The 23,553-nt window shown below is 71.1% G+C and carries 22 protein-coding genes and 1 pseudogene; 13 read left to right on the forward strand and 10 right to left on the reverse strand.

The features are described 5' to 3' along the window. Positions 1-145: 145 nt before the first annotated feature. Positions 146-307, forward strand: a complete 162-nt coding sequence (locus tag ACWDX6_RS13440) for a hypothetical protein (protein WP_451485164.1) — start codon at positions 146-148, stop codon at positions 305-307. On the opposite strand, the gene ACWDX6_RS13445 is transcribed toward ACWDX6_RS13440, so the two are convergent. After that, complete coding sequence (locus tag ACWDX6_RS13445; RefSeq protein ID WP_451485070.1) at positions 238-582, reverse strand: hypothetical protein; 345 nt, start codon at positions 580-582, stop codon at positions 238-240. The genes ACWDX6_RS13440 and ACWDX6_RS13445 overlap by 70 nt on opposite strands. Positions 583-960: 378 nt before the next feature. Between ACWDX6_RS13445 and ACWDX6_RS13450 the strand changes: the two genes are divergently transcribed. Both ACWDX6_RS13450 and ACWDX6_RS13455 read left to right on the forward strand, forming a co-directional pair. Beyond that, positions 961-1,566 carry a dihydrofolate reductase family protein gene (locus tag ACWDX6_RS13450; protein ID WP_451485071.1) on the forward strand — a complete coding sequence of 202 codons (606 nt, stop codon included), beginning with the start codon at positions 961-963 and terminating at the stop codon, positions 1,564-1,566. Between the two features lie 432 nt (positions 1,567-1,998). Continuing rightward, a pseudogene (locus ACWDX6_RS13455) lies at positions 1,999-2,163 on the forward strand (pirin family protein); the annotation flags it as partial. 138 nt (positions 2,164-2,301) lie between these two features. Here ACWDX6_RS13455 and ACWDX6_RS13460 read toward each other — a convergent pair. After that, positions 2,302-2,697: a CBS domain-containing protein gene (locus ACWDX6_RS13460; RefSeq protein ID WP_451485165.1), complete on the reverse strand. Its 396-nt coding sequence runs from the start codon at positions 2,695-2,697 to the stop codon at positions 2,302-2,304. Between the two features lie 526 nt (positions 2,698-3,223). Between ACWDX6_RS13460 and ACWDX6_RS13465 the strand changes: the two genes are divergently transcribed. From ACWDX6_RS13465 to ctaC, 3 genes are all read left to right on the forward strand, one after another. Further along, a complete protein-coding gene (locus ACWDX6_RS13465) occupies positions 3,224-7,855 on the forward strand; it encodes an HAD-IC family P-type ATPase (protein WP_451485072.1) in 4,632 nt (1,543 codons plus the stop codon). 190 nt (positions 7,856-8,045) lie between these two features. Then, positions 8,046-8,525, forward strand: coding sequence for an SPW repeat protein (locus tag ACWDX6_RS13470; RefSeq protein WP_451485073.1), 480 nt, complete (start codon positions 8,046-8,048; stop codon positions 8,523-8,525). A 332-nt stretch (positions 8,526-8,857) separates the two neighbouring features. Then, positions 8,858-9,832, forward strand: a complete 975-nt coding sequence (gene ctaC / locus ACWDX6_RS13475) for an aa3-type cytochrome oxidase subunit II (protein ID WP_451485074.1) — start codon at positions 8,858-8,860, stop codon at positions 9,830-9,832. 176 nt (positions 9,833-10,008) lie between these two features. Here the strand turns inward: ctaC and ACWDX6_RS13480 are convergent, their stop codons facing one another. Together ACWDX6_RS13480 and ACWDX6_RS13485 are read right to left on the reverse strand one after the other, a co-directional pair. Continuing rightward, positions 10,009-10,626: a hemerythrin domain-containing protein gene (locus ACWDX6_RS13480; RefSeq protein ID WP_451485075.1), complete on the reverse strand. Its 618-nt coding sequence runs from the start codon at positions 10,624-10,626 to the stop codon at positions 10,009-10,011. Positions 10,627-10,657: 31 nt separating this feature from the next. Beyond that, positions 10,658-11,107, reverse strand: a complete 450-nt coding sequence (locus ACWDX6_RS13485) for a DUF4383 domain-containing protein (RefSeq protein WP_451485076.1) — start codon at positions 11,105-11,107, stop codon at positions 10,658-10,660. Between the two features lie 323 nt (positions 11,108-11,430). Here ACWDX6_RS13485 and ACWDX6_RS13490 point away from each other — a divergent pair, with 323 nt between their 5' ends. After that, positions 11,431-12,984, forward strand: coding sequence for an FAD-dependent oxidoreductase (locus tag ACWDX6_RS13490; RefSeq protein WP_451485077.1), 1,554 nt, complete (start codon positions 11,431-11,433; stop codon positions 12,982-12,984). A gap of 116 nt (positions 12,985-13,100) precedes the next feature. On the opposite strand, the gene ACWDX6_RS13495 is transcribed toward ACWDX6_RS13490, so the two are convergent. Beyond that, entirely contained in the window at positions 13,101-13,622 is a 522-nt protein-coding gene (locus ACWDX6_RS13495) for a hypothetical protein (RefSeq protein WP_451485078.1), read from the reverse strand. Positions 13,623-13,774: 152 nt separating this feature from the next. Between ACWDX6_RS13495 and ACWDX6_RS13500 the strand changes: the two genes are divergently transcribed. From ACWDX6_RS13500 to ACWDX6_RS13515, 4 genes are read left to right on the forward strand one after another with little or no spacing between them, the layout of a single operon-like run. Next, on the forward strand, positions 13,775-14,170 hold the full coding sequence (locus tag ACWDX6_RS13500; RefSeq protein ID WP_451485079.1) for a DUF2243 domain-containing protein: 396 nt from the start codon (positions 13,775-13,777) through the stop codon (positions 14,168-14,170). After that, on the forward strand, positions 14,167-15,039 hold the full coding sequence (locus ACWDX6_RS13505) for a cytochrome c oxidase assembly protein (RefSeq protein ID WP_451485080.1): 873 nt from the start codon (positions 14,167-14,169) through the stop codon (positions 15,037-15,039). Before ACWDX6_RS13500 ends, ACWDX6_RS13505 begins: the two co-directional genes overlap by 4 nt. Continuing rightward, a complete protein-coding gene (locus ACWDX6_RS13510; RefSeq protein ID WP_451485081.1) occupies positions 15,036-15,506 on the forward strand; it encodes a hypothetical protein in 471 nt (156 codons plus the stop codon). Before ACWDX6_RS13505 ends, ACWDX6_RS13510 begins: the two co-directional genes overlap by 4 nt. A 20-nt stretch (positions 15,507-15,526) precedes the next feature. Next, the gene (locus ACWDX6_RS13515; RefSeq protein WP_451485082.1) at positions 15,527-16,687 is read left to right on the forward strand and encodes a zinc-dependent alcohol dehydrogenase; all 1,161 of its coding nucleotides are present in this window, start codon (positions 15,527-15,529) and stop codon (positions 16,685-16,687) included. 33 nt (positions 16,688-16,720) lie between these two features. Here the strand turns inward: ACWDX6_RS13515 and ACWDX6_RS13520 are convergent, their stop codons facing one another. Together ACWDX6_RS13520 and ACWDX6_RS13525 are read right to left on the reverse strand one after the other, a co-directional pair. Then, positions 16,721-18,319 (reverse strand): RecQ family ATP-dependent DNA helicase, encoded by a 1,599-nt coding sequence (locus ACWDX6_RS13520; RefSeq protein ID WP_451485166.1) that lies wholly within the window; start codon positions 18,317-18,319, stop codon positions 16,721-16,723. A 133-nt stretch (positions 18,320-18,452) separates the two neighbouring features. After that, on the reverse strand, positions 18,453-18,701 hold the full coding sequence (locus tag ACWDX6_RS13525) for a DUF3072 domain-containing protein (protein WP_451485083.1): 249 nt from the start codon (positions 18,699-18,701) through the stop codon (positions 18,453-18,455). 247 nt (positions 18,702-18,948) lie between these two features. Between ACWDX6_RS13525 and ACWDX6_RS13530 the strand changes: the two genes are divergently transcribed. Together ACWDX6_RS13530 and ACWDX6_RS13535 are read left to right on the forward strand one after the other, a co-directional pair. Continuing rightward, complete coding sequence (locus tag ACWDX6_RS13530) at positions 18,949-19,926, forward strand: SDR family oxidoreductase (protein WP_451485084.1); 978 nt, start codon at positions 18,949-18,951, stop codon at positions 19,924-19,926. Between the two features lie 118 nt (positions 19,927-20,044). Beyond that, positions 20,045-20,545: a DUF1360 domain-containing protein gene (locus ACWDX6_RS13535; RefSeq protein ID WP_451485085.1), complete on the forward strand. Its 501-nt coding sequence runs from the start codon at positions 20,045-20,047 to the stop codon at positions 20,543-20,545. 255 nt (positions 20,546-20,800) lie between these two features. On the opposite strand, the gene ACWDX6_RS13540 is transcribed toward ACWDX6_RS13535, so the two are convergent. The 3 genes from ACWDX6_RS13540 to ACWDX6_RS13550 form a co-directional block, all read right to left on the reverse strand. After that, entirely contained in the window at positions 20,801-21,370 is a 570-nt protein-coding gene (locus ACWDX6_RS13540; protein WP_451485167.1) for a hemerythrin domain-containing protein, read from the reverse strand. A gap of 32 nt (positions 21,371-21,402) precedes the next feature. After that, on the reverse strand, positions 21,403-22,602 hold the full coding sequence (locus ACWDX6_RS13545) for a hypothetical protein (protein WP_451485086.1): 1,200 nt from the start codon (positions 22,600-22,602) through the stop codon (positions 21,403-21,405). Between the two features lie 132 nt (positions 22,603-22,734). Then, entirely contained in the window at positions 22,735-23,451 is a 717-nt protein-coding gene (locus ACWDX6_RS13550) for a 2-phosphosulfolactate phosphatase (RefSeq protein WP_451485087.1), read from the reverse strand. Positions 23,452-23,553 lie beyond the last annotated feature (102 nt).

Below are 23,553 nucleotides of genomic sequence, written 5' to 3' on the forward strand. Positions count from 1 at the left end.
TGCATGACTGGGCCGAAAGGATCTCCGCGCGCACAGGTGGTCGTGTGCAGGAGACGGACGACATCGAACTGGGTTTGCGCGATGCCGATTTAACGCCGACACCTGGATCCATCTCGGGGAGCCGATCGAGTCCTGGCGCCCCCGGCTGGCAGCCCTCGCCCCGTACCGTATCGACGCCCAGGTCCTCGCGGTGACGAAGAACCCGGATGTGCGGTTCCTGCACTGCATGCCCGCGGTTCAGGAGAAGACGACCGAGCGCACGAGAAGCCTTTCCGACGCTCCGCCGCCGGGCCGCAGAGTGAAGTAGGCGTCCCCTGAACAGTCGGCTTCGAGGAAGACCGTCGCCATCGCGTCCGTGCGGTTCTTCGGCGTGTACGCGGCCGATCCCGGCTCCGACCCGGGCCCCTGGATGTTGATACACGTCCGACTGTCGGGGTCGTTCATGAAGCCGACCGCTTCGTATCCTTCGGCGGTCATGTACGTGTACCGGAACTGCCCGTTGGCGGCGGAGGCGGACCCCGGGGAGGCGAGGAGCAGCACGAGGGCGCCGGCGGAGGCGGCAAGGGCGGAGCGAAGACGCATGCGGGTTTCCTTCTGGACGGAAGAGCTGGAATCAGGGCGAGCGTTGCCCAGGTCACCCAGGGCTCAAGCAATCGGTCGCCCGAACGAGGGGACGAATCGTTCCTGCCGTTGCATTCGGCTCTGCTGACGTGTCAGGACGTCAGGTGCGTCTGTCCAGGTCCGCTCGGTGTCGATCTCCTCCTGGAGGACGGGGGCGGTCGTGGTTCGCCGTCGATCGGAGCGGGGCCGCACTCACGGAAGTGCTCCGCCGCCGTCACAGGTGAGTGGATGAAGTACCCGCTGTGGGCCGTGCGCGGGGTGGGGCTGAGCTGCCGCGGCCGATGAGTTTGTGGCTTCCGGCCGGTCCAAGCTGGTGACACCTTAGGAAAGGACACCGTCATGTCGGAGCTTCTCGTCGACTTCATCACCTCCCTCGACGGGTACGCATCGGGAGAGGGATGGCCCGGGTTCTGGGGCCTCGAGGGCCCGGAGTACCTCGCATGGCTCCGTGAGCAGCCCGAGGCCACCTACCTGATGGGAGCGAACACCTACCGCCTGATGTCGCGCTTCGCCGCGGGCGAGGTCCCGAAGGGCCAGGACGAGTTCAGGCCCGAGGAAGAGGCGTCCGTCGACGAGCTCACGCAAGCCACCAAGGTGGTGTTCTCCTCCTCACTCGAGGAGCCACTGACGTGGGCCAACTCCACGCTCGTCCGCGACGACGCCGTCGAGGCGGTCCGCGCCATGAAGGCGAGTGGCTCGGGGCTCCTCAGCACGATCGGCAGCCTCAGCCTGTGCCGGTCCCTGCTACGAGCCGGACTCGTCGACCGCTTCCGGGTCGTGATGTTCCCGGTGATCACCGGGGCCACGGGCGAAGAACGCATTTACGACGGCTATCCGGATGTTGCCCTCGAGATGATCGAGCACCGCACCTTCGACGGCCGCATCCAACTGGTCGAGTACAAGCCCCGCGTGCTGGAGCACCCGCCACTCGGCGTCCCTGCGTGACGTCGCCCCGTGGTGGCGAGCATCGCCTCCCTGCGGCGGACTCCAAGAGCACCGCGGGCGACGACTTCGCCTGACCGTCACCGATCAACAGGGCCCGGCGACCTTGAGTCGCTGGGCCCTCACACGCGCTCCTCACTCCCCACATTTCCGCACGCTTCAAGACGCAACGAAGTGGACCGACACCGCCAGCGGCGTCACCATCGGGGCTTCTTCGCAGAAGCCGCCCGTCCTGGGCGCCTGGACTCACCTGCTCGGTGTCTACGACCAGTAGGCAGCCAAGGTTCGCCGCGGTGTGGCAAACTGCTCCCGGCGTCTGTTGCGCGGCCGGGGTGACACGGTGGCAGGGGAGACTCAGGCGCTCATACTGACCTTTTGCTGACCCCGGGACCGGGCGCAGGCGGATGACCTGCTGAGATCTGCGGGCTGTGCGAATTGTGGTGGAACTTCGTGGGCCGCACGGACGAGGAGATCCGCAAGGCACGCGAGGAGTGGATGACCAGCGACCGCTTCGGCGAGGTCAAGGGCTACGACGGCGCCCGCCTGCCGGCCCCGGAGGTCCCGCCGACCCAGCTGAAGGCCCGGGGCCGTATGCGCTGACCTGGTGGTTTATCGACCCTGGGCCATGGTCGGCCGCGCCCTCGCGGGCCGCACCGGCCGGCACCGCGTTCTCGTCCGCCCACCCGCCGGAGCGGGGCCGCCTTCGGGAGGCCGTACTCCCTGCGTACTCCGTCCGGCTCAGTCCGTCGAGAGGGTCTCCAGGAGGTCACCCACGCTCGTGTCGGGCAGGGCGCGGGCTACGTCCGCCAGGGCGACGATCCCGACCAGGGTGTGGCCGTCGATCACCGGCAGTCGACGGACCTTGTGCTCGGCCATGGTGCGCAGGATCTCGCCCGCGTCGTCGTCGGCGCCGATCGTCACCGCCTTGCCCTGGGCCAGGTCACGGGCCTTCACCTCGGCCGGGTCCTTCCCGGCGCCGAGGACCTTCACCACGATGTCGCGGTCGGTGAGCATGCCCTTGAGCCTCTCGTCGGAGCCGCAGATCGGCAGCGCTCCGACACCCAGATCGGCCATCTTCCTTGCGGCGTCCAGAACGGTCTCCTTGGCGCGGACGCAGGTGGCGTCGGGCGTCATGATGTCCCGCGCGGTGATCGTCGCCATCCGCTCCTTCTCGGCCTCCCCGTCCTCGGTCCTCGCGGCCTGCTTCGTGTCGCCGTCGGCCGCGCCGGCGGACTGCGGCCCGCCGGTGAGGACCCCGGTGCGGCGCAGGGCGGCGTAGCCGACGCCGATGCCGATGGCGACCGGCCATTCGATGACGTCCGCGGCTCCCAGGACGCCCAGTCCGAGGTACAGCGGCAGTCCTCGTTTGGTGGGAAGAACCCGCCGGGCGGCGGAGACGGGGAGCAGCGCGGCGTTCAGCGCGCCGTTCGCCACCTGGCCGACCGACGGGACGGTCAATGTGACTGTCCGCTGGTGGGAAGTGTGGGTCGTGGAGGTCACGGCTATCGCCTCGCCTCTCCGATCAGAAAGATTCGTCCACTTATCAGTAGGTCTATCCCATATCGCGGCTTTCATGGGTTTCGATCAGACTGCTTCTGAAATAGTTCGGCACGCACGTCGCCGATCCGCATCGGCCGCACTGATCGGGGAGGCACGGTTCATGCCAGCGGATCCCGCCTCGGACATGGGAACGACGTCCTTGCTCGGCTCCCTCGTCTCGCAGGTCTCCTCCCGCCTGGCCACCGGTGCGCGAGCCGCGTGGGGGATGGCCGAAGGGCTGCTGCAGGGGCCGCGCCGTGAGGTGTGGTGGAGTCCGGAGCGCTGCTACATCGCGGTGTCCGGCGTCCAGGGCCCGGGAGGTCCCGCCGTGGCCCGCCGGGTGCGGCGAGCGCTGGAAGAACATCCGGGCGTGCGGTGGGCGCGGGTCAACGCGCCCATGGAACGGGTGATCATCGCCGTCGACTCTCCCCCTCCTCCCGAGAGCGAGCTCGTGGCGCTCGTGGAGCAGGCCGAGGGCGACCACGCCGCGGACGCCGAAGCGTTCGACGAGTGGCATCCCGAACCCCACCACCCCGCGGAGGGCCCGCCGTTCCCCGCGGTGCCGGCCCTGCTGGCCGACACGGTGGGCCTCACCCTGGTCACCCTTCGGAAGGTTGCCCCCTGGTTCGGGCTGCCCCCCGAACTGGCCGGTGTCGTCGACGGCCTTCGCCGCCATCCCCGGCTGCGGCATCTGCTGGAGGATCTCAGCGGCGGCGAGCCGGACGACTCACTGCTTCCCGTGGTCGCCGCCCTCGTCCAGGGCGTGACCACAGGCGGCGGAGGGCTCGCCCTCGACATGCTGCAGCGCCTCGCGCTGTGGCGGGAGGCCGGCGCCGAACGTACGGCGTGGCGCGAGGGCGAGGCCCGACTCGTGCGCGGCCCGGAGGAAGCCGCCGCCGACCCGGTGACGGTCGGCCGCGCCGGCCCGTCCCCCAAGGACGACACAGACCGCTACACGGAACGGTCCATGGCGGCGGGCCTGGCCGCGGCGCTCGCCGTGCTGCCGTTCGCCGGCGTCCGGCGGGCGGTCGCCGTCGCCATCTCCTCGGTCCCCAAGGCGCCGGCAGCCGGCCGCGAAGGCTTCGCCGCCAGCCTGGGACGCCACCTCGCCCTGCGTGGCGCGGTGACGATGGACCGTACGGCGCTACGTCGCCTGGGCCAGGTCGACACCATCCTCCTGGAGGAGAGGGCGCTGCGGGGAGACCGCTACGAGCCCGTCGACCTGGAACTCCTCAAGGACGCCGACCCCGAGCGGACGGTCGAGCGCCTCTTCGCGCTCTACGACGCCGACGCGCCGCTGGCCGCCAGGCGCGACGGCGAGTGGACGCTGGCCCCCCTCGACGAGCTCGACCTGGAGAAACGCACCGGCCGCAAGGCGGCGAAGCGGCTGCGGCGGCGGGGGAGCGAGAAGATCCTGGGGCTTGCTCACGGGCGCCGGCTCCGCGCCGTGGCCGGGCTCGCCACTCCCTCCGCCCCCGGCGCCGAGGCCGTGGCCGCGGCCGCGCGCCGCGCCGGAGCCCGCGTCGTCGTGGCGTCCGAGCGAATGGCGGCCGACAAGACCGCGGACCAGGTGTCGGACCAGGTGTCGGGCGACGCGGCGGACAAGGCGTCCGGCAAGTCGGCGGGTCGGGCGGCGGACCAGGAAGTGAGGATGCCTTCGTACGCCGACGCCGTGGTGCCGGGCGGTGACCGGCTGGCGGCCTCGGTACGCGCCCTGCAGGCCGACGGAGCCGTCGTCCTGCTGATCTCCGGAAACCGCGAGGCGCTGGGCGCGGCCGACTGCGCCGTCGGCGTGCACACCAAGGAGGAGTACACCCCCTGGGGAGCCCACGTACTGGTCGGAACGGACCTCGAAGCGGCGGGCTTGATCGTCGACGCGATCGGCACGGCCGCCCTCGTCGACCGCGACAGCCACCACCTGGCCGCCGGCGGCAGCGGCGTCGGCGCGATCGCCGCCTCCCAGGCCCCGGCCTGGCGGGCGACCGCCCGGGTCCTCGCGGTGAGCGACACCGCAGGCGCCGTGGCCTTCTGCCTGGGCGTCTGGCGCGCCCGGCAGCTCCTGAGCCGTCCCCTCGCCCCGCCGGTGAGCAGCGTCCCCTGGCACCTGATGCCGGCCGACCGCGTCCTGCGGCGACTGGAGACCCGCCCGGAGGGGCTCACCGCCCAGGAGGCCGCCGCCCGCACCGCCGAGGCGCAGGCCGGCAAGCCGGCGAAGCTCACCCTGCCCTTCGCCTTCGTCGAGGAGCTGTCCAACCCGCTCACCCCGATCCTCGGCGCGGGCGCCGCCCTGGCCGCGGCCGTGGGATCCCGGACGGACGCGGGCCTGGTCGCCGCCATCACCGGCATGTCCGCCCTCGTCGGCGGCTTCCAGCGCGTCCGCACCGACCGGGCCCTGGAGGAGCTCTTCGCCCAGTCGGCCATCGGGGCGCGCGTGCGGCGCGACGGCCGCGAGCGGCTGGTCACCTCCGGCGATCTGGTGCCCGGCGACATCGTCGTCCTGGGGCCCGAGGACGTCGTGCCCGCGGACTGCCGTCTGCTGGAGACCGAGGGCATCGAGGTCGACGAGTCCTCCCTCACCGGCGAATCCCTCGCCGTCGGCAAGGATCCGGCACCCGTGGTCGCACCGGACATCCCCGGCCGCCGCTCCATGCTCTACGAGGGCACGATGATCTCCTCCGGTCGCGCCGTCGCCGTCGTCGTGGCGACCGGGGCCGCCACGGAGGCCGGCCGCAGCCTGGCCACCGCACGCCAGGCCGCGCCGGAGACGGGCGTGGAGGCACGGCTCACCTCTCTGACCAGGTCCAGCATGCCCATCGCGCTGGGCTCCGCCGCCGCCGTGGCCCTCTCCGGCCTGCTCCACGGCCGACCCCTCACCGACAACCTCGCCTCCGCCGTCAACCTGGCTGTCGCGTCCGTCCCCGAGGGCCTGCCCTTCCTCGTCAACGCCGCCCAACTGGCCGCCGCCCGGCGCCTGGCGGACATCGGCGCCCTCGTCCGCAACCCGCGCACCATCGAGGCCCTCGGCCGCGCCGACGTCCTCTGCTTCGACAAGACCGGAACCCTCACCGAGGGCACCCTGCGGCTCGCCGACGTCAGCGACGGCGACGGCGCGGTACCCCTGGACCGGCTCGACACGCGGCACAAGGAGATCCTCGGAGCCGCACTGCGCGCGACGCCACCCGCCCGGCAGGCCGAACCGATGGCCCATCAGACGGACCACGCCATCGTCGAGGGCGCCCGCCACGCGAACGTCACGACCCGTACCGGCGCGGCCCGTTGGCGCCGCACGGACGCCCTCCCCTTCGAACCGTCGCGCGCCTATCACGCGACCGTCGGCCACACCGCCGGCGGTGTTCTGCTCAGCGTCAAGGGGGCGCCGGAGAACGTCATCGGCCGATGCGACCGGCGCCGCCTGCGGCACGGTGCCGAATCCCTCGACGACGCCGGAAGGAGGGCCCTCGCCGCGGCGGCGGAGGAACTCGCGGCGGCCGGGCGGCGCATCCTGGCAGTGGCCGAACGGCGCATGGAACCGGGCGACGACCTCGTCGACGAAGCCGTGGACGACCTGGTGTTCCTCGGCTTCATCGCGCTCGCCGATCCGGTGCGTACCAGTGCCGCCCCGGCCACCGCCCGGCTCCACGAAGCCGGTGTGCAGACCGTCATGCTCACCGGTGACCACCCCGCCACGGCCGACGCCATCGCCTCCACCATCAGCGATGTCAGCGATCCCAAGGTCTGCACAGGGCCCGAACTCGACCAGCTCGACGACGACGCCCTGGACGAGCTGCTGCCCACCGTCGACGTCATCGCCCGGTGCAGCCCCGCCCACAAGGTCCGAATCGTCCAGGCGTACCAGCGGCTCGGCCGGGTCGTCGCCATGACCGGCGACGGCGCCAACGACGCCCCCGCGATCCGGCTCGCCGACGTCGGCATCGCCCTCGGCCGCCGCGGCACCCCGGCCGCCACCGCCGCCGCCGACCTCGTCGTCACCGACGACCGGCTGGAGACGATCGTCTCCGCCCTCATGGAGGGCCGCGCCATGTGGGCGTCCGTGCGCGCCGCACTCGCGATCCTCATCGGCGGCAACCTCGGCGAGGTCACCTTCAGCGTCCTGGCCTCCGGCATCACCGGCACCACGCCCCTGAACGCCCGCCAGATCATGCTCGTCAACCTCCTCACCGACCTCGCCCCCTCCCTGGCCATCGCCATCCGCGAACCCTCCGGCCAGACCGGCGAACGTCTCCTCCAGGAAGGCCCGCACCGCTCCCTGGGCACCGCCCTCACCGACGAGATGCTCCTGCGCGGCCTCATCACCGCGCTGGGCGCCGCCCTGGCCTGGGCCGCCGCCCGCCTGACCGGGCGCGGACGCCGGGCCGGCACGGTCGCGCTGGCCGCCGTCGTCGGTACCCAGCTCGCCCAGACGCTGACCGCCGGCGGCCTCGACCGCAATGTCCTGACGGCGGGAATCGGCTCCGCGGCCGTGCTTGTCGCCATCATCCAGACGCCCGGCGTCAGCCAGTTCTTCGGCTGCACCCCGCTCGGCCCCATGGCCTGGGCCATCACACTCGGCGCGATGGCCGCCGCCCTCCTCCTCGGGCACTCCCTGGCCCCCCTCATCGCCTCCCGCACCCGCGCGCACACCGACGCCGACGGCACCGAACCCACCGACGACGCCGAGCCGAGCGACGGCGCCGAACCGACGGAGGACGCCGAGCCGCACACGACCGCCGAAGCTCCCGCCGGCCAGACGTAGGCGCGGTGAACGTCGCCCTTCGTCGATGAGGGCGGTCCCGGCCAGGAACGGAGTGCGAGCAGGGACGTTCCTCGACGACCGGTCGGCACGGAGGATCGCCGACGATCCCAACCGGAAAATTGACCGATTCACCCATTTATCTCCCGTTTATGGGTACGTGGCCGGTGACCATTTCTCCTTGGAGGTCATCATGGCGTCAACGCATCGCGCACCCATCGAAGAGCACCCCGACCTGATGGAACTGCGCGCCCGGCACGACCGCGCCGCCGCCACCCCACGAGCCCAGATGATCGAGGCCCTCGCCGTCCTTACCGGCCTCTACCTCGCGGCGTCCCCCTGGATCGTCGGCTTCAGCGGCTTCACCAGCCTCGCCGTCACCAACCTCATAGCCGGCATCGCCTACACCCTGTGCCTCGGGGGCCTCGGCAACTCCTACGAGCGCACTCACTCCATGGCATGGGCCGCCGCCGCGATCGGCGTCTGGACCTGCGTCGCCCCCTGGGTCGTCGCCGGCGACGTCGCCCGCACCAGCACCATCACCAGCAACCTCATCACCGGCGTCATCGCCACCCTCCTCGCCCTCGCCGCCGCGTCCGCGGCGCGCGACCGCACCGAGAGCAGCCGCGGCCGCGGCGCCCGAGAAGGCCGCTCCATGTCCCAGGACCGCTGACGACCGGTAGCCGGCCGTCAACCGGTCGACCCACCGCAAAGGGGTGACCCACGCGCTGCCCGTGGCTCGGTGCCGACCCAGGCACCGGCGCCGCGGGCAGCGCGCGTTCGTCGGCCGTGCCGCGCGCATACCGGCGTGTCCTCGCCCACCTCCGGTTCTTCCCCGCCCGGGTGAACCTCGGCCGCGGACGGCGCGTCGGACTCGGTACCGACGAGGCCCCGGCTACTTTCCGTCCGTAAAGTTCAGGTTTCCGTCTGTGCGCGGGCCGGGCCGACCAGGGGGACGGCCGAGGGGCTGCCGCACCGGCGGCGAGACTCTCGGGTAGGCGCTGCGTGAGTACCAACGGTTGTGACCGCTCGCCTGGGCGACGACTGCGGCGAGAGGTGCCGAAGGCACTGGCCACGGGCCTTGTTCTGGCGACCCTTTCCGGCTGTGAGGCCACCTGGGAGGACTTTCCGCGCCTGGGCATGCCGACCCCGGTCACGGAAGAGGCGCCGCGGATCCTCTCCCTGTGGCAGGGCTCGTGGGCGGCCGCGCTCGCCGTCGGCGTGCTGGTGTGGGGGCTGATCCTCTGGGCGGTCTTCTACCACCGGCGCAGCAGGACCCGCGTGGAGGTCCCGCCGCAGACGCGGTACAACATGCCCATCGAGGTGCTGTACACGGCCGTTCCACTGATCATCGTCTCGGTGCTGTTCTACTTCACCGCCCGAGACGAGTCGGAGCTGCTCAGGCTCGACGACAAGCCCGCCCACACCATCAGCGTGGTCGGCTTCCAGTGGAGCTGGGGCTTCAACTACGTCGAGGACGTGGACGGCAGGCCCGACACCGGGGACGCGAAGGCCGACCCGCATCTCGCCGTCGTCCCGAAGAGGTACAGCAGCGCCTTCCCCGCCGGCGCCGAGGGTGTCCACGACGTCGGCATCCCGGGGCAGCGCAACCCGCAGAACGGCAACCCCGGCCCCACGCTGTGGCTGCCCAAGGGGGAGAGGGTCCGTTTCGTGCTGTCCTCGCGGGACGTCATCCACTCGTTCTGGATCCTTCCGTTCCTCATGAAGCAGGACGTCTTCCCCGGCCACAACGTCAACGTCTTCGAGGCGACTCCGTCCCGGGAAGGCACCTTCCGGGGTAAGTGCGCCGAGCTGTGCGGCGTCGACCACGCCCGCATGCTGATGAACGTCAAGGTCGTGTCCCCGGAGCGCTACCGGCAGCACCTGAAGGAGCTGGCCGCGAAGGGCCAGACCGGCTTCATCCCGGCCGGCATGGAGCTGACCGAGCCCGCGAGGAACTCTGACCCGAAGCAGCTGTGACCTCGTCGAGGCGCCAGGAATCCGCCCGTTCGAGAGCCGTCGGAACCAGGTACGGCGCCGTGTCCGGCGCACGTCGGGCGCTTGCGAGGCAGGCGCCCGACGAGCGCGGCCGAGCAGCGGCGCAGACGGTCGTGGGCACCGGCCGTCTTGCCGCCGTGCCGAGACGGCGTTACCTCTCACCGGCCGGCGTCTTCTCCGTGGCGTCCGCCCCGCCCGGGCAGCAGATCCCGCACGCGGTCGTAGACGCTCAACGGCACGCCCAGCAGGGCATTGCCCGGAGGCCGCCGGGGGACCGAGGGGTGGGGGTGGGTGGGGGCCGTGTGGCGAACGGCCTCCCACGCGGTCCCGATCTGCCGGAGGCGTGCTTCGTCGTACGCCTCCTGAAGCCGTGGCAGCAGCAGATCTTCCTCGTCCCGAATGTCCTGGCGTATCAGTGCGAAGGCCCTCGTCACCAGGTCGGCGTGGCGCGGTTCCGCCGCGTCGGTGCGCTCGATCCCGGCCACGAGTTCGTTGATCTCCTGGTGCTCCGTCTCGACGCGTGCGGTGAGCTCCTCACCGTCGGCGATGTCCCGCCGCACGAGGGGCCACAGCACGGTCTCCTCGGCGAAAGCGTGGCTGAAGGTCAGCTGGACGATGTCCTTCAGCGTGCGCCGTAGCTCCTGTTCCGTCCCTTCCCGCCTCTCGTAACGCGTCATCAGGCGATCGAGCTCGGCGTGGTCGCGTCGCTGGCGGACGAGGATGCTGCCCTCGCCCCCCAGTTCCTCGACGCTCTGCTGTGCTATCGACCCTCCCATGGGGCCACTCCTGGATGTGGTTGCCAGGTGGTCACCGACGTGTCGCTCGGGTGCGGCGCGTGAGCATCACGCCGAGGGCGATCATGCCGATGCCGAGGACGAAGTGGAGCCAGTTGTCCGCGCTGTTCACCGGCACGAAGTTGGCCGCGCTGTCATGGTCGATGATCAGGCCGTACAGCCACAGCACCAGGTAGACGGCACCGCCGCCGATGAGGAAGGTTCGCGCGGTTGATGCGGCGCGGGCCATGGCGATACCGGCGACACCGAACAGCAGATGCACGATGTTGTGCAGGATCGATACCTGGAACACGCCCAGCAGCTTCGCCTCGGAGTGGTGCTCGGCGAATTGCAGCGTGTCGTAGTCCGTGGTGATCCCCGGGATGAACCCCAAAATCCCCACCAGCAGGAAGACCGCGCCCACCAGCAGCGCTGCCTGCTGCACAGGGGTACGGGCGGTGACCGGGCGAGATGACGTGACCATGAGTGCTGTCCTCCATGTACAGGGCCGCCAGGCGGCGCCTCGGGTTCCGAGTCGGCGGATACCCCTTTCCGCTGCGATTAGCGGACTCGCGGCCACTTTGTCGGCGACGGTGCGCCCGGCGCAGCTCCCACCGTGCGGTCGTCGGCGGCGGGGTCGCCTCAAGGGTGCGTTTGGCCGACCGGTCGACGGGTACTCGGCGCCTCGATGCGCCGCGAGTCCGGGACTTTCGACAAGAGGACAGACTGCCGTGCCGTTGCGACGGAGTCGGAGCTTGGCCGGGCGAGGCGGCAGCCGTGCGACCCAGAAGGAATGGTGAACGCCACATGACCCCACTGCCCGGCAGCTACGAGTCGTACTGGATGGCGTCCGCTGCGGGAGACGACCATCGCGCTTTGACAGCCGGTCTGGATGTCGACGTGGCAGTGATCGGCGGCGGTATCGCCGGCATCTGCACGGCGTGGGAGGTCGCGCGTACGGGACGCAGTGTCGCGCTCCTGGAGGCGGACCGCATCGCCGCGGGAGTGACCGGCTACACCACCGCGAAGCTCTCCTCGCAGCACGGTCTGATCTACGCGCAGTTGCGGAAGTCGTTCGGCTCGGAAGGCGCGCAGCTGTACGCCCGCTCACAGCAGGAAGCGGTCGAGTACGTCGCCGAGGTGGCGGCTCAGCTGGGCATCGACTGCGAGCTGGAGCGCGTTCCGTCGTACGCGTACGCGGAAAGCTCCGAGCAGGTCGCCGCAGTCGAGGCCGAGGCGGAGGCGGCGCGCGAGGCCGGGCTGCCGGCGTCGTTCGTCACGGAGACGGGTCTGCCCTATCCCGTCGCGGGCGCGGTGCGCTTCGAGGACCAGGCGCAGTTCCATCCTCGCAAGTACCTGCTCGCGCTCACCTCGGACCTGCTCCGTCGCGGCGGGCAGGTGTTCGAGCGGACCCGCGTCGTCTCCCTCGACGAAGGTGAGCCGTGCCGGCTCACGACCGAGGGCGGGGCGACGGTCACCGCCCGCGACGTCGTCGTCGCCACGCATTACCCGGTGTTCGACCGTGCGATGCTGTTCTCCCGCCTCGAACCGAGCCGCGAACTCGTCATCGCGGCCTCGATCCCCACCGAGCACGACCCGCGCGGAACGTACATCACGCAGGAGCAGAACACCCGGTCGGTGCGGACGGCGCCGTACGGCACGGACCGCCGGCTCCTCATCGTCACGGGGGAGAAGTTCACGCCAGGAGTCGGTGACGTGAGCGAGAGGTACGAGCGGCTCGCCGCGTGGACGCGCGACCGCTTCCCCGAGGCGGAGATCACTCACCGGTGGGCCGCACAGGACAACACGACCACCGACCGTGTGCCCTACGTCGGACGCTTCCACCCTGGTGCGAAGCACGTCCACGTGGCGACCGGCTACGGCGCATGGGGCATGAGCAGCGGTGTGATGTCCGGCCGTCTCCTCGCCGCCCATATCACCGGTGAGGAACTGCCCTGGAGCAGGCTCTACGACCCGCGGCGTCTCCATCCCCTGCGTGAGGCTCCGGCACTGCTGAAACTGCAGGCATCTGTCGTCAAGCATTTCGTCGGTGACCGACTCCCGACGTCGCATGCCGACAGCGTCGAGGACATCGCCCCCGGCGACGGGGCCGTCGTCCGCGTCGACGGTCGTCGTTGCGCGGTCTACCGCGACGAGGACGGCAGCGTCCGGGCCGTGTCCGCGCGATGCACCCATCTCGGCTGCATCGTCCACTTCAATGACGCCGAGCGCGCCTGGGAGTGCCCCTGCCATGGCTCCCGGTTCGCCACCGACGGGACGGTCCTCCAGGGCCCCGCCACCCGGCCACTCGAGCCCCGCCCGCTCTCCACGGACGCGGAAAAGGGTGACCGGTCGGTGTGAGCCGGAGCGCAGAGAGCCGGGTGCCGGATGCGTGAGGCGTTCGGTGACCGGTGTCCGCCGTCGGTCATGGGGGGGCCGCAGCGCCCGCGTCCTGGCACCGGATCAGGCGTCTCGGCTCATTTCCCGCGCGGCAGCGGCCCGACGCCGGAGTGGCGGCCGGGCCGGATCGCGGCGTGGCGCTGCCCGGGGCCGGGGCCGTTGCGCGCGGCCAGGGCGTCGGCGACGGCGCCGGTCGCGAAGGCGTAGACCGCCTTGTGGAGGAGGTCCACCGCGAGCTCTCTGCGCGGCCAGGTGGAGGGGGGAGCGCCCACGCCGGTGGCGTTCTCCAGGATCTGGTCGTTGGTAAGGCGGACGACGGCGAACTTGGCGGAGGACACCGGCCCGCGAAGGCCGGCCTGGGCCATGACCGACCGCAGGACGCCGAGTGCGGCGGCCTGGCCGAAGTGCATCGCCCAGTTCACCGGCAGCGGCTGCTTCCCGGCACGTTCCGGCATGCCCGTGAGCCGTTCGAGGACCCGCCCCGGGACGTGTGAATCGGGCCGGCCGGTGATCGCCTGTTCGAGCTTCTCGCCGAGCGTCATCACGACACCCCCGACGGTCCCCGCCACCAGGCCCTGCCACAGAACACGCTTGATCATGGTGTACCGGGTACCCGATCCGCGGACGTCCATCCACCCGGGCAGAAAGGCGGAACCCCATGAGCCGGTCGGCGCCATCCCGCGCTCCACACCACGGGACTCCACAAACCCGCAGGTCGACGGGGGTGGGCGCGGTCGTCGGAGCAGCCGTCATGGCAGCCGTCGACGAGATCGTCTTCCACCAGGTCCTCGGCTGGCACCACTTCTACGACCGCTCCACCACCCGCGTCGGCCTGCTCTCCGACGGTCTCCTGCACACGGCCGAGTTGCTGGCCATGGTCGCCGGATTCTTCCTGTACGCCGACCTGCGCCGCCGCCGCGCCCTGGCACCCGCCCACGCGTGGGCGGGGTTCTTCCTCGGTCTGGGGGCCTTCCAGCTGTTCGACGGGATCGTGGACCACAAGCTGCTGCGCCTGCACCAGATCCGCTACGGCGTGGACGTCACGCCCTACGACTGGGCGTGGAACATCTGCGGCCTGCTCCTGCTGCTCGTCGGCACCGCCCTCGCGGTCCGGGCGGCCCGGCGCACCCGGACCGCGGCACCGTGACACCCGCGCACCTCCACCCCGGCCCGACGGGCGCACTCGCCGCCACGGCCCTGCTCATGGCCGCCGCGTACGTCATGGCCACGGCCCGGCTGCGACGGCGGGGAGACGCCTGGCCATGGCCGCGGGACGCCTCCTTCGCCGCCGGCGGCACCGCACTGGCATGGGCGGCGCTGGGCCCACTGCCGGGCGGTCCGTTCACCACGCACATGGCCCAGCACCTGCTCGTCGGCATGGCCGCACCCGTGCTGCTCGTCCTCGCCCGCCCCCTCACCCTGGCTCTGCGCGTCACGCCACCCGGTCCCGTACGCCGGGGTCTGCCGGCATTGGCGCACTCACGGCCCGCCCAATGGCTCGCCTTCCCGCCCGTGGCGGCGCTGCTGGACATCGGCGGCCTGTGGCTGCTCTACCGCACCGAACTGTTCGCCACCACCCGGCACCACGCCGTGTGGCACGCGGTCGCGCACGCGCACGTCCTGCTCGCCGGAGTGCTGTTCAGCTTCACCGTCTGCCAGCTCGATCCGGTCCGCCGCCGCTGGAGCCCGGCCTTTCGCGGTGCCACGCTGCTCGCCGCCGGCGCCGCCCATGCCGTCCTCGCCAAGAGCCTCTACGCCGCTCCGCCGCCCGGCACCTCGTACGACCCGGCGGACCTGCGAACCGGCGCCCAACTGATGTACTACGGAGGAGATCTGGTCGAGATCGCCCTCGCCGCCACCGTGGCCGCCCGGTGGTACGCGTCGACCGGCCGCGCCCACGCGCGCCGTGGCGACCGGCACAGCCACGAACGCACCGTTTGCGTATGCCGACGAGGGGCACCGGTCAAGGAGCAGTCGAAAGTCCCGCATTTCAGGCAGGGCAGGGAGGCTCGATGAACTACGTCAAGCCCGCGCTCGTGGTGGCTGCCGTCGTCGGGACGGGCGTGGCCGCGGTGCGTAGGAACAGGTCCCGGACGGGCGGTGAACCCCCGGGCGCGCGATGGCTCACTGTCACGATCAACCGTGCGCCGACGGACGTCATGCCCGGTGACACCCTGCCCGTACCCCTGGACAAGCTGGCCGACCGGGTGGAGGCCCGGGTGCGGCCGGCTCCCGGCGATCGGGGCACGGAACTCGCCGTACGGCTGAAGGACGCGCCTTCCGCGGCTGAGACCTCCCTGCCGGGGCGCCTGGCCGGCCAGGACCCCCGCCAGGAGGTCCGTACCGCGCTGCGCGAGGCGAAGGCCCTGCTGGAGGCGGGCGAGGTCATGCGGCCGGACGCTCCGCCCACGACGCGGGAGACCCCCGCCGGAAAGGTCATCGGTATGGTCAGCCGTCGCTCGGGCGGGGAGGGAGTGCTGTGAAGGCCCTGTGCTGGCAAGGCGTGAACAAGCTGTCCGTCGAGCGCGTGCCGGACCCCGAGCTGCGCAACGACCAGGACGTCATCGTCCGGCTCGTCGCCGGTACGACATGCGGGTCGGACCTGCACCTGATCGGCGGGTACATCCCGGCGATGCGGGCCGGTGACGTCATCGGCCACGAGTTCATCGGCGAGGTCGTGGAGACCGGACCCCAAGTGCGCCGCCACAAGGTCGGCGACCGGGTGGTCGTCGCCTCCTTCATCGGCTGCGGACGTTGCTGGTACTGCGCCAACGACCTGTGGTCGCTGTGCGACAACACCAACACCAACCCCGGTATGGGTCAGGCCATGTTCGGCTACGAGTCCGGCGGTATCTTCGGTTACTCGCACGCCATGGGCGGGGTGCGCGGCAGCCACGCGGAGTACGTGCGCGTCCCCTTCGCCGACTACGGGGCCTTCCACGTACCCGACGAGGTCGACGATGTCAGCGCCCTCTTCACATCGGACTCCGTACCGACCGGCTGGATGGGCGCCGACCTCGCCGGCGTCAGGCCCGGTGACGTCGTGGCCGTGTGGGGATGCGGCGCGGTCGGTCAGATGGCGGCGCGGGCCGCCATCCTCATGGGCGCCGAGCGCGTCATCTCCATCGACCGCGTCCCCGAGCGACTGGCGATGACCGAACGCCACATCGGTGCCGAGACACTCGACTACACAGCCACCGACATCGCCGCCGAACTGCGCGAACGCACCGGAGGCCGGGGACCGGACGTCTGCATCGAGGCGGTCGGCATGGAGGCCCACAGTGACGGGCCGATGCACCTGTACGACCAGGTCAAACAGCAACTACGGCTTCAGACCGACCGCCCCACCGCCGTCCGGCAGGCCATCCACGCCTGCCGCAAGGGCGGCACCGTCTTCATCCTCGGTGTGTTCGCCGGCGCGGTGGACAAGTTCCCCCTCGGAGCGGTCATCAACAAGGGGCTCACCGTGCGTGGCGCACAGCAGCACGGCCAGCGCTACATCCCGATGCTGCTGGACCGCATCGCCAAGGGCGAGCTGACGACCGCGCACCTCGCCACCCACACCATGCCTCTCGACGCGGCCGTCGAGGGCTACGACATGTTCAAGGCGAAGAGCGACGGCTGCGTGCGCGCGGTCTTCACCGGCCCTCAGCAGTCCGGCTGACCGCCGGAAGCACCGCACCTCGCTCGGCTCGGCTCAGTCAGGCGGCGGTTCGAGGACCGACAACAGGTCATGCTCATCGACCGTCGGCAGTGACAGGGTGCGGTACCCCATGGTGTCGAACAGGACGGTGATCCGGTCGCTCTCCTTGTTGAGGACCGTGCCGTCGCCCCACTCCTGGTGGCGGACCCGTGCCCCCATGGGAAAGGGCGCCTGCGCGCGGTCGCGCTCCGTACCGCCGGTCGGGGCCGGGGCGGTCGGTGCCGCGTCGAAGGTGCCGGATCGCGCCGTCTCGCACACGTCGCAGTTCCCGCACGGCGCCTCGTAGGCCTCACCGAAGTAGCCCAGAAGGAACCAGCGGCGGCACCGCGTGGTCTCGGCGTAGGCGCGAACCATCTCGACCCGCGATCGTTCCAGCCTGCGATGGGTCTGTGCGGTCTCGTCGGCCCGCGCCACCGCGTCGTCGGCCGACACGTCGGGCGCGGCACGCAAGGCGCCCTGGTCGTCGGTGTGTGCGGCGCCGGCTTCCTCCAGGAGATTGGCGGCGGCGGTGACGCGGTTGCGGGACAGCCCTGTCTCGGCCCGTAGCTCGTCGAGGTCCTGAGGCTCCCGCCGCTCGCCGAGCCGCCGGGCGACCTTGCCGAGCGTGTCGCGGCTGGGCGTGCGGGCGGCGAAGAAGTTCTGCATGCCGGTGTCCTCGGGCCGGTAGTGCAGCACGGCGACCGCCGGTTCCCCGTCCCGGCCCGCGCGCCCGATCTCCTGGTAGTACGCGTCCAGAGAGCCGGGCACGGCGGCGTGCAGGACGAAACGTACGTCCTCCTTGTCGATGCCCATGCCGAAGGCCGAGGTCGCCACGACCACGTCGAGCCTTCCGTCGAGGAAGGCGTCGTGCACCCGGGACCGCTCGCCGCTCCGCAGGCCGGCGTGGTAGGCGGCGGCCGTGAGACCGAGGCCGACCAGCTCTTCGGCGTACCGCTCGGTGTCCTTGCGGGTGGCGGCGTAGACGATCCCCGGCTTCGGCTCGCCGGCTGCCCGTTCCACCACGGCGCGGCGCTTGTCCTCGTCGTCATGGAAACGCTGTACGTGAAGGGCGATGTTCGGCCGGTCGAAGCCGGCCACGACCAGGGCGGGGTCCTCCATGCCGAGCTGGCCGACGATCTCCTGCCGTACCGGGGGAGCTGCCGTGGCCGTCAGCGCCAGCAGCGGCGGGCGACCCACCCGTCGGACAGCCTGGGCCAGACGCAGATAGTCGGGCCGGGAATCATGTCCCCAGGCGGAGACGCACTGCGCCTCGTCGACGACGAACAACGCCGGCGCCACCAGCGCGAGCCGCTCCAGCACCTCGTCCTTGGCGAGCTGCTCGGGGGAGAGGAAGAGGTACTCGGCGTCCCCGGAACGCACCGCCTGCCATGCCGCGTCCGTCTGCCCCGCGGATTGCGCCGAATTGACGGCGACGGCCTGCGGAGCCTGGTGCTCCAGCAGTCCGGCGATCTGGTCGCGCTGGAGCGCGAGCAACGGGGAGACGACGACGGTGGGGCCGTCGAGCAGCAGCCCGGGCACCTGGTAGACCGCCGACTTTCCCGCTCCGGTCGGCATCACGACCAGGGTGTCCCGCCCCGCCATGACCTCGTGCATCGCCCTCAGCTGCGCGGGCCGCAGCTCCCGCCAGCCGAACGCGTCCAGGGCGGCCCGACGCAGCCGCTCGGTGGTGTCGGCCGCCGCCTGGTCTCTTCCGTGGTGCCGAGGGGGCTCGCGCCGGGCGGCACGCTCACGGGCCGGTGCCACCGTCGGCTCCGTGCTCGGGCGGGCCGGAGGGCGTGTCACCGGCGGTACGCGGTGAAGCCTGCTGGAGGCGGTCGATCATCTTCGACGCCTCCGCCTTCGTCAGCTCAGGTGGCACATCCTCGCCCGCCTCACGAGCCAGCGTCCGCAGATAGCTCAGCTGTGGTCCGGTGGCCGGTTCGTCGCCCGTCACCCAGTTCTCGACATCCTTGCTCGGGTCCTGTGCGTCGCTCATGACACACGGCTACCCGATTCCGGCCGCGAATCCCTCATTCCGCTCCTGCCCCACCGGAGGGATGACCCGTCGTCTGCACCGAACGGGCGGTGTGCCGGTGATCGCACCGCCATTCCGGACCACCGGGGCCGTGCCGTGCGACCGCGGGTGGCGTGAGGAGGCACCCGAAGGGCGTCCGCCGAGGGGTGGGGCAGCCGATCCGGTGGTTGAGTGACTCATCGGACATGGCGTGAGGAAGGGGTTCTCCATGCGAGTGCGTGATTCCGTGGTCGTCGTCACCGGTGCTTCCAGCGGCATCGGGCGGGCCACCGCCCTCGCCTTCGCCCGCAAGGGCTGCTCCGTCGTCCTGGCGGCGCGGCGCGCGGAGGCCCTGGAGGCGGTCGCGCGGGAGTGCGAACGCCACCGCGGCGCGCAGGCACTGGTCGTACCGACCGACGTCACCGACCCGGGAGCCGTCGACGATCTGGCCCGGCGGGCGGTGCGGCGCTTCGGCCGCGTCGACGTCTGGGTCAACTGCGCGGCCGTCACCGTGTTCGGCCCCTTCGAGGAGACCCCACTGGAGGACTTCCGCAAGGTCCTGGACGTCAACGTCATGGGGTACGTGCACGGCGCCCGCGCCGCCCTGCGGGTCATGCGCGAGCAGGGCGGCGGAACACTGATCAACGTCTCCTCCATCGTGGGCGTCGTCAGCCAGCCGTACACCCACGCCTACGGCATGTCGAAGTACGCCGTCCGCGCGCTGGGCGCGAGCCTGCGCCAGGAGCTGCGGCTGGAGAAGGAGAAGGGCATCCACGTCTGTACGGTGCTGCCGGCCACCATCGACACACCGTTGTTCGAGCACGCCGCGAACTACACCGGGCGCAAGCCGCTGGCGATGCCCCCGGTCTACAGCCCCGAGCGCGTGGCACGCACCATCGTGGACCTGGTGCGTGTGCCGCGTCGTGAAGTCGTGGTCGGGCCCATGGGCCGTTCCATGGTCCTGGAGTCCAGGATCATGCCGGGCATGGCGGAGCGGATGATGGCCGGCCAGGTGGACAAGAAGCATCTGTCCCGCGAGGAGCCCGCCCCGGCCGGTCACGGCAACCTGCACGTGCCGGCTCCGGGCACCGGCGCGGCCCATGGCGGGTGGGGCGGACGCCGCCGTACCGCGATGCGCCGGCTGACCGCCGCCACCGTGCTGGCCTGCGCGGCGGCGTGCGTGGTGCGACGGGTACGGACGCATTGAGCCGAGGCGCGCGCTCGATGCCCGAGGGCTCTCGCCGGCACTGGTCAAGAGGAGTGTGTGCGGGGTTGACCGCTGCCGCAGGGGGCACTCGGGCACTCGGACGACGAAAGGGGTGCCGATGGGCGCGGAACAGGACACACGAAGGGCCGACGGAGAAGCCGACGAGCGGCCCATGGGCGGCTACGCGATGGCGCTGGCGGGTTATGCCACCTACGCCGCGGGCTGGGCGGCCCTGATCCGACGCTACGGTGGGCCGCCGGAGCGGCACGACGCACAGGACATCGTCCTCACCGCGGTCGCCACCTTCCGGCTCAGCCGCCTCCTGACGAAAGGCGCGGTGACCAGCCCGCTGCGGACCCCCTTCACCACCTACGAGGGCACACAGGGGCCGGCCGAGGTGAGCGAACGACCGCGCCACGGGCTGCGGCACACGGTCGGCGAGCTGCTGACCTGCCCCTTCTGCATGAGTCTCTGGGTGAGCACCACCTTGACCGCGGGGCGCTGCCTGTGGCCCCGGGCGACGCGGACCGCGATGGCCGTCATGGCGTCCGTGGCCGGCGCTGACGCGCTCCAACTGGCCTACAGCGGACTCATGGACAAAGTGACGCGAAGTGAGTGACCGAGAGGTGCCGCGGTTCGTCCGTGGACCCGGCCCACCGGCGTGCCGGTGACGCCTCACCTCGCGGGAGAGCCGACCGGATCAAAGCGGCGATCCCGGCCCTCGCGGGACCGGGATCGCCGGTGACCGGCTCGCCCGCCGTGGGTGCCAGGGCCGGCGAGCCCGGCGTCATCCGAACGAGAGGTCCTGGGGAGTGTCCGGAAAGCCCGCAGACCAGGCGAGACTTTCCGGACACGACCTCCCGGGGCAATACACCTAGCCCTTGCCCATGGCCTTGCGGACCGCGTCCTTCGTACGGTCCATGAGGGCCGCCACCGGGCCCACGGCGACGTTGGCGGCGGCTGACTCCACACCTGGGTGCGGCCGGGTCGGCGCCATCGCCTCCGCGGCCTTCACGCCCCTGGCCATGGAGGCCAGCTTCGCCGCATCGCTGCTGCGGCGGATGTGGATGAACTCGTAGCGCTCCTCCGCCCGGGCGTGCTCCTGTACGTCGGCCCGGAGGGTCAGCAGCCGGGGGAGGAACTTCGGGTCGTCGGTGTCCATGTCGTCGAGTGCCGCGAGCGCCTCCTTCGCGGCCCTCTCCTCGGCGAGGCGGTCCGCCACGACCTGCTCACCGCCCGGGAGCTCGCGGCGCGCGAAGGGATGGACGACCTCCTCCTCGGCGGTCTCGTGCACCGCGAGGAGCCGGACCAGCCGGCGGAAGGCGTCGCGCCGCTCGTCGCCCTCGCTCTGTTCGACTTCGTCGAACAGGTTGCGGATGTCACCGTGCTGGCGCATGAGCAGTGCCACGACGTCGTCGTCCGCGGCGTTGTCGTCACCGGCCATGGGGGTGTGGGTACGGGTCACGTCTTGGCCTCCTACTTTTCGCGCATGGCCGGGTCGGGGTGCTCGCCCTCGGTCTCGACGCGGTACTCGCGTCCGAACATCTCGTCGTGTTGCGCCATGACTCGCTCGCTCGGCGGCTCTTCCCCACCGTGGATCTGCGCCTGCATCTGCTCGAAGCGCTCGTGCGCCTCCCGCACATAGCCGGCGCCCAGGGTCGTGAGGTCCATCTGGGTGCCGAGCAGCTCGCGCAGGTAGGCCTTGTTCGGCTCGAACGTCAGCACGTTCGGCAGCTCGGGGGCCAGCACGGACTCCGGGTCGCGGCCGTCGTGGCGGCGCATGAGATCACAGGCCAGGTGCAGGTGCTCCAGCTCCATGTTCAGGTGCAGCTCCCAGACGGCCTTCACCTTGGGGTCGCTCTCCTGCTCCATGAAGGAGTAGTAGAGGTAGCACTCGTTGTACTCGTGGTTGACCAGCTGCTCCCACCACGTCTCCCCCGGATCGACCAGCGACTCGTAGTGGGTGACGTGCTCCTCCTCGATGAGCCCGATCTCCTGGTACAACTGGCGGGCGATCGGCTCCATGTAGGTGGGGCCGGTGTTCATGTAGAAGTTCATCGTCTGCTGCTCCGCCGACAGGATCGTCAGCGCGTGCAGCTTCGACAGCGGGTTGGTGGCGTCCCGGTCGTACGGGTCGCGGACGTTGTCGAACGGGTGACGATGGTGGTACTTCGTCGGCCGCCCCGGCATGACCTCGTCGAGGTTGTCGACGATCGACTCGGCCTTGCGGTGCTCGATCATCTCGTACAGGTTCGCGTACCGGTACAGGTGGTCGAAGTCCTCCAGCACACCGAACTGGTACGCCTGCTTCAGGTACGGGTCGGGCTCCATGCGGGCCACCCACGCGGTGAGGTCGACCGCCACCTGCTCGTAGGCGATCGTGGTCTCCAGGACCGATGACACGCCGGGCAGCAGCCAGTTCACCACCTTCTGCTGCTGCGCCTCGATGTACCGCGTCTGCGCCAGCTGCCGCTTGACCTCCGGGTCCACGGTGTTGCGGGCGAGGTTGTGGCTGAAGAGGATCGCCTCGACCTCGATGCCGTTCATCGTGATGATGCGGCACCGGGTGTAGGGGTCGCAGTGGTCGGGGTCGATCGGCGTGACGTTGAGCTCGCGCCAGTTCCTGATCTGGCGGTCCAGCGGGATACCGCGTTCCTGCAGCGGATTGAATGTCATCCAGGCCTCCTCTGGGGGGACGGTACGGTCGGGTACCCCCGAAGGAGCCGGGCGAACAATGCGGAATCAGGGGCCTGTTCATTCCTAGCCATTCGGCCCGTCGGCATCACGTGCGGCTGCCCGCGATCACTCTTATGCCACGGAACACGCTTGATCATGGTTGCCGGGTACGTCGGGTACCGCAACGGGGCGGAGCACCGTGAGGGACTCCTCCCGGCAGGCCGTCATCACGAAGGGGAACCTGTCGACCTCCAAGCAGAGATCGACGTCGTCGGGGTGGTATCCGCTCCGCAGCCCAGCGGCAAGATCGGCCGCGGCGCGAGAAGTCCTCGCGCGGTGGAGGTACGGGGCCGGCTCGACATCGCCTCCGGCCATGGACCGGCCGATGTACTCGGCGCAGGCCAGGTCCTCGTCGGCCCGGCCGCCCTCGCCGGTGACAACGAACGTCACCGGGCCGGAGCCCTTGGCCCGAAGGAACCGCGCGGTCGGGCCGGCCACCACGAAGCTCGCGCACAGGACCAGCGGTGCGTCCGCGACGGCCAGCGCGCCCACGGTCCCCGCCGTCGTCTTCTGCACCAGGGTGCGGCCGGCGAAATCGCGTGACCTGAGCAAGCCGGGTGAGTTCACCGCGTCGAAGCCTTCGGCCGGCGCCCCGTCCTTCAAGGCCAGCCAGCCCGAGTGGCTCTCCTTCAGGGCGAGCGCCTCGCTCTCCGTCGAGGCCAGGACGATCTTCTCGACCCCGCGGGAGAAGGCCCAGGCAGCCACGGTGAAGGCGCGCATGACGTCGATGACGACAGCGACTCGGGGAACGCCGGTCAGCTCGGGGATGCCGACGAAGTGATGGTCCATCGCCCCATTCTGAGCCCCTGGATCATCCGAAGGGCCCGATCGATCGCGAACACCCCGCACGGCAGAGCGATCGTGACGTGGGTCACGGGAACCCCTGCGGCC

This window comes from Streptomyces sp. NPDC003027 (genome assembly GCF_053591435.1).